The organism is Bradyrhizobium sp. 521_C7_N1_3 (assembly GCF_052075975.1).
Taxonomy (GTDB): Bacteria; Pseudomonadota; Alphaproteobacteria; order Rhizobiales; family Xanthobacteraceae; genus Bradyrhizobium; species Bradyrhizobium japonicum.
Genome location: NZ_CP197232.1, coordinates 8964528 through 8976921 on the forward strand (window position 1 = coordinate 8964528; position 12394 = coordinate 8976921).

General features: G+C 65.8%; 12 protein-coding genes. 1 reads left to right on the forward strand and 11 read right to left on the reverse strand.

Translation table 11 applies throughout. From position 1 onward, the window contains the following. Positions 1-57: 57 nt before the first annotated feature. From AB7008_RS42390 to AB7008_RS42430, 9 genes are read right to left on the reverse strand one after another with little or no spacing between them, the layout of a single operon-like run. Complete coding sequence (locus AB7008_RS42390) at positions 58-405, reverse strand: RidA family protein (RefSeq protein ID WP_028151454.1); 348 nt, start codon at positions 403-405, stop codon at positions 58-60. Positions 406-417: 12 nt separating this feature from the next. Then, a complete protein-coding gene (locus AB7008_RS42395) occupies positions 418-1539 on the reverse strand; it encodes an NAD(P)/FAD-dependent oxidoreductase (protein ID WP_441260779.1) in 1122 nt (373 codons plus the stop codon). Continuing rightward, positions 1536-2954: an NAD(P)/FAD-dependent oxidoreductase gene (locus AB7008_RS42400; RefSeq protein WP_441260780.1), complete on the reverse strand. Its 1419-nt coding sequence runs from the start codon at positions 2952-2954 to the stop codon at positions 1536-1538. The genes AB7008_RS42395 and AB7008_RS42400 overlap by 4 nt, the downstream gene beginning before the upstream one ends. After that, entirely contained in the window at positions 2951-3247 is a 297-nt protein-coding gene (locus AB7008_RS42405; protein WP_038932306.1) for a (2Fe-2S)-binding protein, read from the reverse strand. The genes AB7008_RS42400 and AB7008_RS42405 overlap by 4 nt, the downstream gene beginning before the upstream one ends. A 29-nt stretch (positions 3248-3276) precedes the next feature. Beyond that, positions 3277-4473 carry an NAD(P)/FAD-dependent oxidoreductase gene (locus AB7008_RS42410; protein ID WP_441260781.1) on the reverse strand — a complete coding sequence of 399 codons (1197 nt, stop codon included), beginning with the start codon at positions 4471-4473 and terminating at the stop codon, positions 3277-3279. A gap of 8 nt (positions 4474-4481) precedes the next feature. After that, entirely contained in the window at positions 4482-5288 is an 807-nt protein-coding gene (locus AB7008_RS42415) for an ABC transporter permease (RefSeq protein WP_039153716.1), read from the reverse strand. Continuing rightward, on the reverse strand, positions 5285-6160 hold the full coding sequence (locus AB7008_RS42420) for an ABC transporter permease (protein WP_441260782.1): 876 nt from the start codon (positions 6158-6160) through the stop codon (positions 5285-5287). The genes AB7008_RS42415 and AB7008_RS42420 overlap by 4 nt, the downstream gene beginning before the upstream one ends. After that, positions 6157-7197 (reverse strand): ABC transporter ATP-binding protein, encoded by a 1041-nt coding sequence (locus tag AB7008_RS42425; protein WP_212505310.1) that lies wholly within the window; start codon positions 7195-7197, stop codon positions 6157-6159. The genes AB7008_RS42420 and AB7008_RS42425 overlap by 4 nt, the downstream gene beginning before the upstream one ends. 27 nt (positions 7198-7224) lie before the next feature. Beyond that, complete coding sequence (locus tag AB7008_RS42430) at positions 7225-8259, reverse strand: ABC transporter substrate-binding protein (RefSeq protein WP_028161124.1); 1035 nt, start codon at positions 8257-8259, stop codon at positions 7225-7227. A gap of 273 nt (positions 8260-8532) precedes the next feature. Here AB7008_RS42430 and AB7008_RS42435 point away from each other — a divergent pair, with 273 nt between their 5' ends. Then, positions 8533-9450: a LysR substrate-binding domain-containing protein gene (locus AB7008_RS42435; protein WP_259256280.1), complete on the forward strand. Its 918-nt coding sequence runs from the start codon at positions 8533-8535 to the stop codon at positions 9448-9450. On the opposite strand, the gene AB7008_RS42440 is transcribed toward AB7008_RS42435, so the two are convergent. Together AB7008_RS42440 and AB7008_RS42445 are read right to left on the reverse strand one after the other, a co-directional pair. Then, complete coding sequence (locus AB7008_RS42440) at positions 9440-10813, reverse strand: amidohydrolase family protein (protein WP_304491415.1); 1374 nt, start codon at positions 10811-10813, stop codon at positions 9440-9442. The two genes, AB7008_RS42435 and AB7008_RS42440, sit on opposite strands and share 11 nt — an antisense overlap. Continuing rightward, positions 10810-12393 carry an ABC transporter substrate-binding protein gene (locus tag AB7008_RS42445; protein WP_441260783.1) on the reverse strand — a complete coding sequence of 528 codons (1584 nt, stop codon included), beginning with the start codon at positions 12391-12393 and terminating at the stop codon, positions 10810-10812. Before AB7008_RS42445 ends, AB7008_RS42440 begins: the two co-directional genes overlap by 4 nt. Position 12394 lies beyond the last annotated feature (1 nt).

Below are 12394 nucleotides of genomic sequence, written 5' to 3' on the forward strand. Positions count from 1 at the left end.
ATCACGGATCCGTGAGGGGGTCCGAGGGAAGAGCCGAGAGAAGAGGCAAGAGCGCCATCAGCCCTTGAGCGCGGTGACCACCACCTCGATCAGCGCGCCACCGCCGAGATCGGCGACGCCGACGGTGGCGCGCGTCGGCAGGTTGTCGCCGAAGAACTCGGTCCAGACCGCGTCCATCTCCTTCTTCTTGGAAAGATCCGTGACGAAGATCGAGGTGCTGACGACGCGCGACTTGTCGGTGCCGGCTTCCTTCAGATAGCCGGCGATCTTGCCGAGGATGTTGCGGGTCTGATCGCCCATCGAGACCGAGGTGTCGTCGGCGATGGTGCCGCCGATGAAGACGAAGCCGTTGGCCTCGACGGCGCGATGCATGATGGGCGTGCGGATGCTGCGGGTGATGCTCATGATGTCCTCTTTTTAGAGCGTGGAAGGATGGAAACGGTCGATGCCGAGATCGCCGATTCGGGTCTGGGTGCCGCCGTTGACGATCAGCTCGGCCATCACGGCGCCGGCGCCGGGGCCGAGCTGGAAGCCGTGCAGCGAGAAGCCGAACTGGTGATAGAGGCCCTTGTGGCGGCTGCTCGGTCCGAACACAGGGATATCGTCCTTCATCTTCGCCTCGATGCCGGCCCAGGCGCGGACGATCGTCGCGCTGCGCATCACCGGGAACAGCTCGAACACGGTGCGCGCGCTGATCGCGAGGCTCTTCCAGTCCAGCACGGTCTCGTTGCGATCCTGATAGGGCGTCGCCAGATGGCCGCCGCCGATCAGCACGGTGCCGTTGGAGAATTGCTTGAAGGAGAGTTTGCGCCCGCGCAGGATCACGACGGGGTCGATGAAGTGCGGCACGCGCGAGGTGATCATCAGCATCGGCGCCACGGTCTCGACCGGAACGGGCTCGCCGAGCGCGGCGGCGATGTTCCCGGCCCAGGCGCCGGCGGCATTGACGAGCACCGGCGCGGCATAAGTCTCGGTGCCGACATCGACGTGCCAGAGGCCGCCGCTCTGACGGATGTTGCTGGCAGCCACGCCCTCGCGCACGGTCGCGCCGAGCTGCTCGGCCTTGCGCCGGAACGCTGTCGTCGTCTGCGCCGGATTGGCGGCCCCATCGCGACGCGAGACGACCCCGCCGGGGCAAGTTTCAGCCACCGCCGGCACCAGCCGCCGCAATTCAGTCCCGTCGATCAGCTCTTCATGGGTGAAGCCGAGCTCGTTCAGCTCAGCGACACGCGCGCGGCAGACCGCGAGCTCCTCCTCGTTCTCCGCGACGAGAACCTGACCGTAACTCTCAAAGCTGCAATCGTCGTCGAGGAGATCGGTGATCTTCTCCCAGATCCCCATCGAACGGATCGAGAGCGGGATTTCGGGCACGTGCCGCGCGAGTTGGCGGACGCCGCCGGCATTGACGCCGGAAGCGTGGCGGCCGGCATAGTCTTTCTCGATCAGCACCGGCTTCATGCCGGCGAGGCACAGATGCAGCGCGGTCGAGCATCCGTGGATGCCGCCGCCGACGACGATCGCATCCACGTTTTGGGTCATCCGCGCACCACCGCCTTGACGTCGGCCTCGCTCTTCGGGACGGCGGCGAGCTCGGCGAGCGTGATCGGCTTGACCGGCGCGCGCAGCCGGTAATAGCCGATCTCCTGCGCCGTCTTGCCTCGCGCCTGCGCCATCAACTCGGTCACGGTGAGGCCGCAGAGCCGGCCCTGGCACGGACCCATGCCGGTGCGGCGATAGGCCTTGAGCTGGTTCGGGCCAGTCGCGCCGATGGCAACGGCATCGAGAATGTCCTTCGCGGTCACCTCCTCGCAGCGGCACACGATGGTGTCGCCCGTGGGAATGCGGAACTGCCGCGCCGGGCGGAACAGCGTGTCGAGGAAGACGCGGCCGCGCTCGGCCTTGGCGAGATCGGCACGGAGCGTCGCCATCGGCGCAAGTTTTGTCGCAACCGCAGGCGCCAATGCCTCCAGCGCCGCGCGCGCCGCGATGCGGCCACGGACCACCGCCGCATTGGCACCACCGATGCCGGCCCCGTCACCGGCGATCGCGATGCCAGCGACAGACGAATTGCCGCTCGCGTCTAACACTGGCGACCAGCACAATTGCAGATCATCCCAGCGATGCTCGATTCCGGCCGACATCGCCAGATTGATGTTGGGTACGACGCCCTGATGCAGCAACAGAAGATCAGCAGGAATGGTCTCGCGCTTGCCGCCGGCGACATAGCTCACATTCGCGAGCTGGCCATCACCGGATGCCGAGAGCTCGGTCACACCCGAGACAACCTGCACCTTCGCCTTCACCTCGCGCATCATCGACAGGCCCTTGGTGAAATAGGGCGAGGTCAAGAAGGCGAAGGCGTGCGGCAACGCGGCGAAGTAATTGCCACGCTCGGTGGTGTCGAGGATGCGATCGATGCGGCCGCCCAGCCGCAAGATCTGCGCGGCGAGCAGCCAGAGCAGAGGCCCCTGCCCCGCGATCACCGTGCGTCCGTCAGGCACCAGCGCCGATGATTTCAGCATGGTCTGCGCCGCGCCCGCGGTCATCACGCCCGGCAGCGTCCAGCCGGGAATCGGGAACGGCCGCTCCAGCGCACCGGTCGCGAGGATCACGCGCTTTGCCTTGACGAAAGCCGAGGCGCCGCCGATGGAGACAGCGATCTCGAGATTGCGATCGAGGCTCCAGACTGTCGCACGATGGATGACCTCGGCATTGCTCGCGCGCAGCGACTGAACGAGATCGGCACCGACCCAATAGTCGGCGCCGAGCTGGTTGCGGTCGGTCACGGGCGTGGACGAGATGGCGCGAAACACCTGGCCGCCGGGGCCGATGTTCTCGTCGAGCAGCAGCGTCGACAGGCCGGCTTCGGCGGAGGTCGCGGCGGCCGCGAGACCTGCGGGCCCGGCGCCGATCACCACGACGTCATAGGCTTCGCGCTTGGGAGCCACAGTCATTTTCCGATCTCCCGCTTGCCCTTCTGAATCTCGATTTGCATGCCCTCGGCGACGGGCACGAGGCAGCCCTGGCGGTTCCCGACGCCGTCGATGGTGACGAGGCAGTCGAAGCACACGCCCATCATGCAATAAGGCAGACGCGGCGCGCCGCTCACTGCGGTGGAACGGCGCGCGTCGCGGCCGGAGGCCAGCAGTGCGGCGGAGACGGTGTCGCCCTGGCGCGCCGCGATGGCCGTGCCATCCACGAAGATCTGGACCTGCGGTCGCTTGTCCTGTTCGGATCGTCTAAACATGGGATGCCTCTTGGCTCCTTTAGCTATCTCTAATAGCCGCTGTTGTTCGCAGCACCGGCAGCGCCGAAACGGCTGGCCGAGAACGCGCCGACCAGCTCCGGCTCGAGCGCGCCAGCTGCGACCATGCGCGCGATCTCGAAAGCGTGGTTGGAGGCGAGCGTCACGCCGGAATGGCAGCAGGCGACAAAGGCGCCGGGATGCGTCTCCGACTGGTCGTAGATCGGAAAGCCGTCCTGCGGCATCACGCGAATGCCGGCCCAGCTCCTGACCACGTTGAGCCGCGACAGATGCGGAAACATCCTTTGCGCGCGATCGGCCATCACGGCGCTGACCGAATGCTTCAGGGCGCGATCGTCTAGCTCGTCCTCCTTGCTGTCGCCGATCATCACGGTGCCCTCGTCGGTCTGGCGGATCGTGGTCAGCGGATGCGGCAGGAACGGCATGGTGCGCTCGGTCACCACGATCTGGCCGCGAGTCGGACCCATCGGCGCGTGGAGGCCGACCATCGGCGCCAGCGTCTGGTTGGCATTGCCGGCCGCGAGCACGATCTTGGCGGCGCGCAATTCGCCCCTCGGCGTGGTCAGGCGGAATTCGCCACCGCTCTTGCTGATCGCCGAGACCGGGCGCTCCGGGAAATAGTCGATGCCGAATGCCCTGAAGCCGGTGTGGAAGGCGCGGAAGGTCCGCAGCGAATTGACGTGGCCGTCGAGCGGGCAATAGCTGCCGCCGGACACTTCCGGCCCGATCAGCGGCAGCGACTTCTTCACCTCGGATGCGGAGAGCATCTCCATCTTGTAATCGGCAGCACCGGTCTGGTTGTGCATGCGCTTGACCAGCTCGGCGCGCTGGCCGAATTCGTCGTCGCCGAGCGTGAGATGAAAGCCGCCATTCTGCTGGAGCGAGACGTCCAGCCCGGTCTGCTGCTTCAGCTCCGAGGCGAGCCGGCCCCAGGCTTCCGACGCCCGCACGGTCCAGACGGTATAGGCGGGCATGCCCAGACCCTTGCTCTGAACCCAGACCAGCGCAAAATTCGCACGCGAGGCGCGCTTGGTGATGTCGCCTTCGTCGAGCACGGCCACGCTCTTGCCGAGCCGGCCGAGGCCCCAGGCAATCGCGGAGCCGAGCAATCCGCCGCCGACAACGGCGACGTCATACTCCGACTTTTGTTTTGACGCGTTTTCCTCACGCGAACCGGCGTCCACTTCGCTCGAAAACGCTTTAGACATGAGTTCTCCTATCGTCCCGTATCGCCCTTGCCGGCGAGCACACGGTCGAGCCCGTAGAAGCGGTCGAGCAGAATGAGGGCGGTCATGGTGATCGCGATCACGCAGGCCGAGACCGACGTCACCAGCGGATCGATGTTGTCCTGGATATAAAGGAACATGCGCACCGGCAACGTCTCGGTGCCGGGTGCCGCAAGGAAGACGGTCATGGTGAGATCGTCGAAGGACTGGATGAAGGCGAGCGCCCAGCCGCTGATGACGCCGGGCAGGATCAGTGGCAGCGTCACGCGACGAAACAGCGTCCAGCCGTTGGCGCCGAGCGAGACTGCCGCCATCTCGACCGAGAGGTCCATGCCGGTCGCCGCCGCCAGCGTCAGCCGCAGCGCGAACGGAAACACGATGATGACATGCGCGATGATCAGCGCGGCAAAGCTGCCGCCGAGGCCGGCCGAGGTGAAGAAGCGCAGGAAGGCGATGCCGAGCACGACATGCGGGATCATCAGCGGCGACAGGAACAGCGCCGCGAGCGCATCGCGGCCGCGGAAGCGATAACGCGCGATCGCGAGCGCTGCCGGCACCGCGAACAGTAGCGCCACGAGGGATGAGAGCGCACCGAGCCCGAGGCTGACCCAGAAGGCATGGATGAACTCGGGGTAGTTGGCGATCGCCCTGAACCAGCGCAGCGAAAAGCCGTTGGTCGGCAGCGACAGGAAGCCTTCGGGCGTGAAGGCAACGAGGCAGACCACCAGGATCGGCGCGACCATGACGATGACGAAGATGGTGTGGAAGATCAGCGCGAGCGGGCCGTTCCGGCTCATCGGAACACCTCCGCGTAGCGGCGCTCGATCAGCGCGTTGCTGCCGACGACGATCAGCACCAGCGCGACCAGCAGCAGCGTGGCGACCGCGGCACCGAGCGGCCAGTTCAGCGTGTTGAGGAATTCGTCATAGGCCAGCGTCGCCGCGACCTTGAGCCGGCGGCCGCCGATGATCGCGGGCGTCGCGAAGGCACTGGCCGAGAGCGAGAACACGATGATCGCGCCCGACAGCACGCCCGGCATGATCTGCGGCATGATGATGCGCCGGATGATGGTCACGGGCCCCGCACCGAGCGACATCGCGGCGTTCTCGATCTGCGGATTGAGCCGCTGGAGCGCGGCCCACACCGACAGCACCATGAACGGCATCATCACATGGGCAAGTGCAACCACCATCCCTGTCTCGGTGAACATGAAGGGAATGGGCGAGCGGATCACTCCGAGCGACAACAGGAGCTTGTTGACGAGGCCGTTGTTGCCGCCGAACAGCAGCGCCCAACCAAGCGTCCGCGCCACCACGGAGATCAAGAGCGGCCCGAGGATGATCAGCAGGAAAAAGCTCTTCCAGCGGCCGCTCATGCGGTTGAGGATGTAGGCTTCGGGTGCGCCGAGCAAAGCGGTGAGCAGCGTTGTCAGGATCGCGATGCGAAACGTCCGCCAGAACATTTCTGCGTAATAGGGATCGGTCGCGATCTCGTGCCAGTTCTTCAGGATGAAGACCGGCTCGATGCCCTTGTACTGACCCCAGTCGTGGAACGACAACATCACCGTCATCGCCAGCGGAATCAGCAGCACGCCGACGAACAGCATCAAGGCGGGCGCGGTCAGCGCCCACGGCGCACGCGCACCGCGCTCCTCGGCGACCGTGCTCATGCGCCTGCCCTCGCGCGCACGCTCATGTCCTCGGGCCGCCAGGCGAGGCGAACCGCCTCGCCCTCAGCCGGCGGCGCCGTCCCGTCATTCTGGCGGATCACGATCGCGGGCCCGCATTCGCTGTCGCACTGGAACAGCCAGTGATTGCCCTGGAAGATGCGCGTGACGATCTTTGCGCTGAGCCCCGTATCGCCAAAGCCGATCCGTTCAGGGCGAATACTGACAGTGACAGGGCCGCTGAGCCCGGCCGGCGCCGGCGCGCTCCAGGAGCCAGCCACCAGCCGCACCAGCGTCGCGGTCCGATCAATCGTCGCCGCAAAGTCGTTGGTCTTGCCGAGGAATTGCGAGACGAAGGCCGAGGCCGGCTTCTCATAGGTCTCCTGCGGCGAGCCGATCTGCTCGATGCGGCCCTGGCTCATCACCACGATGCGGTCGGACAGCGACATCGCCTCGTTCTGGTCGTGGGTGACCAGGATCGTCGTGGTGCCGATGGTGCGCTGGATCTGGCGCAGCTCGATCTGCATCTCCTCGCGCAGCTTGGCGTCGAGATTGGACAGCGGCTCGTCGAGCAAGAGCACGCTCGGCTTGATCACCAGCGCGCGCGCCAGCGCCACGCGCTGCTGCTGACCGCCGGACATGCGGCGCGGATGGCGGTCCTCGTAACCGGCGAGCCCGACCATCGCGAGCGCGGCGCGGACGCGCTCGGCTCTTTCGGCGCGCGGCACGTTGCGCATCTCGAGGCCGAACGCGACGTTCTCCGCCGCCGTCATGTGCGGAAACAGCGCGTAGCTCTGGAACACGATGCCGAGCCCACGCTTCGCGGGATGGATCGCGGTCAGGTCCTTGCCCTCGAGGCGGATCGCGCCGCGTGTGGGATCGAGGAAGCCCGCGATCATCTGCAAGGTCGTGGTTTTGCCGCAGCCGGACGGGCCGAGGAAGGAGATGAACTCCCCCTTCCCCACCGACAGACTGAAGTCGTCGACCACAGTCTGCGCGCCGAACTGCTTTGCGACCCGATCGAGCTCGAGATAGGCCATGCGCTGTCTCCGCTACGAACGATCAGATCAACGCTCGACCTCGCGATTCCAGCGCTTGGTCCACTCCTCGCGCTTCTCGTTGATGACTGTCCAGTCCGGATTGTAGAGCTTTGCCGCGCGCTCGCCGATCGGCGCCATCTTGCCGAGCTCCGGCGGGACCACCAGTGATTTCAACACCGGGCCGTAGCCGTAATCTTTCAGCATCACGAGCTGGATTTTCGGGTCGAGCAGCATCTTGACGAAGTTGGAGGCCAGCGGCGAGGCATTCGGCTTGGTGATCGGACATGCCGTCGTCAGCAGCGTCGCCGCGCCTTCCTTCGGATAGACGAAGTCGACGGGGAAGCCGGTGTTGGCGAAGCTCTGCACGCGGCCGGTGCCCCACACCGCGATCACGGCCTGGCCGGACTGGAACAGCTCGGTCATCTTGCCCGGCGACGGTTCGTAGGCGAGCACGTTCGGATTGATCTGCTCCTTGAAGATCTTGAAGCCGGAATCGACGTTGGTCTCGCCGCCGCCGTTCATCTTCGACAGCATCACCAGCGCTTCGAGGCCGTAGGTGTTGTTGATCGGCGGGATCACGAGCTGCTTGGCGTATTTCGTGTCTTTCAAATCGTTCCAGGAGGTCGGCGGCGCCCAGCCTTTCTCGGCGAACACCTTGGTGTTGTACATCAGGCCGGTCGCGACGATGCCGATCGCAACGGCGCGATCGTCCTTGAAGCGCGCAGTGTCGTAGAGATCGGCCGGCAGACCGTCGAGCTTGCCGCAGAAGCCGAGCTGAATCGCCTGGTACATCGGGCCGTCGTCGACGATGGCGACGTCGATCTGCTGATTGCCCTTCTGCGCCTGGAGCTTGGCCAGCGTGTCGGTGGAGTTGCCGGCGACGTACTCGACCTTGACCCCGTTCTCCTTCTCGAAGGCCGGGATCACCTCGTCGCGGATCGTTTTCTCGAACGAGCCACCGTAACCGGCGACATAGAGCGTTTTCTGCTGGGCCGAGGCGGCTGACGGGACGGCGATGAGCGCTGCGATGCTGACCGCGGTCAGAAGGCTGAGAGTCTTCATATGGACCGATCTCCAATACCGGGATGAGGTGACGTGCCGAAAAATCTCTGACTGAGGCGCCTTCCGCATTTCCTTCCGCGCCAATCCTCGCCGGACAGGGCTCCGGCCCCTGTTCGCCAGGTTTTGGCGCGATTCGGAGGTTTGAACCCCTCCAATCTGCCGAAAAAGCGGGCTGTCTCCAGTCCTGATGAAAAAGATCGCAAACCCTGGCTTCCATCGTCCAATGAATAATGGCACCCTCTGCATGCCTAAATGTTATGGATGGAAATTGGGATGGCGCGGATCAATTCGCGGCAGGTGGAGGCCTTCCGCGCGACGATGCTGACCGGCAGCGTGACTGAGGCAGCAGCGCTGATGACCGTGACGCAGCCGGCCGTGAGCCGGCTGCTCCGCGACCTCCAGGCGCTGCTGAAAATGGAGCTGTTCGAGCGGCGCGGTACCGGGCTGGTGCCGACCGCCGCGGCGATGGCGCTCTATACCGAAGTGGAGCGCTCCTTCGTCGGGCTCGAGCGCATCACGGCGGCCGCCGAGGAAATCCGTGGCCGCCGCACCGGCTCGCTGCGGATCGCGGCACTGCCGGCGCTGTCGAACGGCTATCTGCCGCGGCTCGCCGGACATTTCCTGAAAGAACGGCCCAACCTCAACCTCGCCTTCTTCGGCGTGATCTCGCCGATCGTGGTTGATTGGGTGCTCAACAATCAATGCGACATCGGCTTTGCCGAGGTGCCGATCGCCCATTCCGGCCTGCCGAGCCAGCGGCTGCCGGCATTGGCGCGCGTCGCGGTGCTGCCGACCGGCCATCGCCTCGCGGAGAAGGAGGTGCTGGAGCCGCGCGATTTCGAGGGCGAGACGTTCATCTCGCTGTCGGCGGGATCGTCGAGCCGGCATCTCGTCGACCAGGTCTTCCATCGCCACGACGTGCGCCGCGTGCTCAGGGTCGAGACCACGCTGTCGGAGATCATGTGCGGCATGGTGTCATCAGGGCTTGGCGTCGCGATCTGCGATCCCTTCACCGCGCAGGAATTTTCCACTCGCGGCGTCGTCGTGCGCCGCTTCCTGCCGCGCATCGATTTCGAATTCTCCGCGGTCTTTCCGGCACAGCGCAGCCCCTCGCCCGTGGCGCTCGATCTGGTCGAGACCATGCGCAAAGCGCTGGTGGAATTCGAGGACGACGCAACGCTCAGCCGTTGAACGCGGCCTGCGCCTCCGGCAGGTCCCAGATCTTGCCGATCGCCGCACTGCCCGCCGCGGTGATCGCCGCCTCGTCGGCGCCGAGATAGCATCCCTCATCGACCAGCATGCGGCCGTCGACCATGACCTGATCGATGTTGGCGCGGTTGGCGAGCGCGATCAGGGCGCGGCGCGGATCGAACAGCGGTTGAAGATGCGGATGGGTGAGATCGACGACGGTGAGATCGGCCGTCGCGCCCGGCTCGATCCGGCCGAGATCAGGCCGTTTGATGACGTCGGCGGCGACGGCCGTGTTCGCCTCGATCAGCGCCGGCGAGTTGGCGACATCGGCGCGCGCCGAGGTGACCTTGGAGATCAGTGAGGCCGCATTGAGCTCGCCCAGCAGATCCATGTTGTAGCCGTCGGTGCCGACCACGGTGCGCACGCCATGCTCGGCGAAGCGGCTGAACGCCGCGGTGACGCCGGCGCGCGCGAACACGCGCGGGCAATTCAGCACGGTCATGCCGCGCGCGGCCATCAGCTTGAGATCGTCGTCCGAGCTGAACATGCAGTGTGCGGCCATCAGATCCGGCGCCAGCAGGCCGAGCCAGTCCAGATATTCTGCCGGCGTGCGGCCGCCATAGCGCTTGCCGATGGTCTCGACCTCGCCGCGGCTCTGCGCCATGTGCGTCGTGATGGGCACGCCGAGCTCGCGCGCCCGCTCCGCGCAGGCTTTCAGCAGATCGGGGCCGCAGGTGTCGGTCGCGTGCGGGCTCATGGCGAGCGAGATGCGGCCGTCGCCGCGATTATTCCAGCGCTGGTAGAGCGCGTCCCACGTCGCCATGTCGGCGGTGCCGTCGTCGCCGGAATAGCGCACCACACCGTCCGGACCCGCCTTGGCATCTGACGTCGAGAACAGATAGGGCGCGCCGTAGAAGCGGATGCCCATCTCCTCGGCGGCATCGAACATCTCCGGAATCGAATTCCGGAACGGCTCCATCACCGTGGTGGCGCCGCCCTTGAGCAGCTGGAGGATGCCGAGCCGGGCGACCGCGAGGCGCTCTTCCGCCGACAGGATATCGGCGCCGCGCTTGGTCAGCGGCAAGAGCACCGTGTAGACGATGCTCTGGTTGTTCTTGCGGCCGTTGCCGTCCTCGCTGTGGCTGCGCGCCACCGCCTCGGAGAAGCAGTGATTGTGCAGGTTCAAGAGACCGGGCAACACGAAGCGGCCGGGGCGGTCGTAAGTTTGATCCGCACTCGGCTTGCTGCGCGTGATTGCCGCAATCTTTTTGCCTTCGACCAGGACCCAATGGTCGCGCAGCACATCCTGCGCGCCGTCCTTGCGTGACAGCACATAGCTGCCGAAAATTGCTGTGGTGCTCATGCGGGGCGTACGTTCCAGAAGACGGCGGTGCCGTCGAGAATGCCGGTGATGGCTTTGCGATAGGCGGTCGGCTGCTTGTACAGGCCGATCGGAATATAGGGGATTTCCTCGAACGCCACCGCCTGGATCTCGCGGCAGATGCGCTGCTGCTCGGCAAGCTGGGACGCCGCCAGCCACTGGCTGCGCAACGGCCCCATCTTCTCGCTCGCGTACCAGCCGGCGACCTTGCCCTCGCCGCGAATGTTGGTGTTGCCGGCCGGATTGAGCCAGTCGATTCCCTGCCAGTTGCCGACGGCGGCGCTCCAGCCGCCCTGCCCAATCGGGTCTTTCTTCAGCTGGCGCTGCAACACGACGGCGAAATCGAGCCCGGCATATTCGACGTTCATGCCAGCCTTGCGCAAGCTGTCGACCGCGATCTCGCCGAGCGGCTTCTGCGCCAGCGAGTTGGTGGGGACCAGCACCACGATCTTCTCGCCATTGTAGCCGGCGGCCTTCAGATCGGCCTTCACCTTGTCGTAGTTGCGCGGACCGCGGAACACGTCGAGGCCGACATCGCTCGCCATCGGGGTATCCGGCGCGAAATAGCCGATCGGCGAGACCTGGAAGGCCGGATCGGTGCCGGCCACGTCCGTCATGAACGCGGATTGGTCGATCGCACCCAGCAGCGCGCGGCGCACGGCAGGATTGTCGAACGGCGGCTGCAGATGATTGAGGCGCAGCATGCAGGCGTAGCCTCTGGGGTCGAGGATGCGCGTCTCGATGTCGCCGGCCGCCTTGATGATCGGCAACAGATCGTGCGGCGTGGTCTCCTGCCAATCCTGCTCGCCGGTCTGGAGCGCGGCGACGCCGGTGCCGGCATCGGGCGTCGTGGTCCAGACCACGCGGTCGTAATGCACGATCTTCGGACCCGCCGTCCAATCCGGCTTGCCGTTGGTGCGCGGCTGGTAGCGCTCGAACTTGGCATAGGCGTTGCGCGCGCCCTGCACGCGTTCGTCGGCGAGATAGCGGAACGGGCCGCTGCCGATGACTTCGGTCAGCGGCTTGAACGGGTCCTGGCTCGCCAGCCGCTCCGGCATCATGAAGCAGGGATTGATCGCGGCCTTGCCGAGCGCCTGCGGCAGCAGCGGGAACGGACGCTTGAGACGGAAGCGGATGGTGCGGTCGTCGGCGGCCGAAAGCTCGGCGGTCGCCTCCAGCAGTTCGCCGCCAAAGCCGTCGCGCGCGGCCCAGCGGCGGATGCTGGCGACGCAGTCGCGCGCCAGCACACGTTCGCCATCGTGCCAGAACAGGCCGTCGCGCAAGCTGAGGTCCCATTGCAGCAAGTCAGCAGAGATGGCGTGGCCCGACAGCATCTGCGGCGAGACCTGCAGCGACGAGCTCATGCCGTAGAGCGTGTCGTAGACCATGAAGCCATGGTTTCGCGACACCTGCGCGGTCGAATAGATGGGATCGACGAAGGCAAGGTCGATGACGGGAATGAAGCGCAAGGTGCTCTGCGCTTCGGCCCGGACGATACCCGGCAGTGAAAGCGCCGGCACTGTTGCGGCAGCCTTGAGGAGCGAGCGGCGGGAGATCGGCATG

Excerpts from the sequence above, each read along its gene's own strand:
- AB7008_RS42390 (WP_028151454.1), bottom strand. The coding sequence starts at position 405 with ATGAGCATCACCCGCAGCATCCGCACGCCCATCATGCATCGCGCCGTC.
- AB7008_RS42395 (WP_441260779.1), bottom strand. The coding sequence starts at position 1,539 with ATGACCCAAAACGTGGATGCGATCGTCGTCGGCGGCGGCATCCACGGA.
- AB7008_RS42400 (WP_441260780.1), bottom strand. The coding sequence starts at position 2,954 with ATGACTGTGGCTCCCAAGCGCGAAGCCTATGACGTCGTGGTGATCGGC.
- AB7008_RS42405 (WP_038932306.1), bottom strand. The coding sequence starts at position 3,247 with ATGTTTAGACGATCCGAACAGGACAAGCGACCGCAGGTCCAGATCTTC.
- AB7008_RS42410 (WP_441260781.1), bottom strand. The coding sequence starts at position 4,473 with ATGTCTAAAGCGTTTTCGAGCGAAGTGGACGCCGGTTCGCGTGAGGAA.
- AB7008_RS42415 (WP_039153716.1), bottom strand. The coding sequence starts at position 5,288 with ATGAGCCGGAACGGCCCGCTCGCGCTGATCTTCCACACCATCTTCGTC.
- AB7008_RS42420 (WP_441260782.1), bottom strand. The coding sequence starts at position 6,160 with ATGAGCACGGTCGCCGAGGAGCGCGGTGCGCGTGCGCCGTGGGCGCTG.
- AB7008_RS42425 (WP_212505310.1), bottom strand. The coding sequence starts at position 7,197 with ATGGCCTATCTCGAGCTCGATCGGGTCGCAAAGCAGTTCGGCGCGCAG.
- AB7008_RS42430 (WP_028161124.1), bottom strand. The coding sequence starts at position 8,259 with ATGAAGACTCTCAGCCTTCTGACCGCGGTCAGCATCGCAGCGCTCATC.
- AB7008_RS42435 (WP_259256280.1), top strand. The coding sequence starts at position 8,533 with ATGGCGCGGATCAATTCGCGGCAGGTGGAGGCCTTCCGCGCGACGATG.
- AB7008_RS42440 (WP_304491415.1), bottom strand. The coding sequence starts at position 10,813 with ATGAGCACCACAGCAATTTTCGGCAGCTATGTGCTGTCACGCAAGGAC.
- AB7008_RS42445 (WP_441260783.1), bottom strand. The coding sequence starts at position 12,393 with ATGCCGATCTCCCGCCGCTCGCTCCTCAAGGCTGCCGCAACAGTGCCG.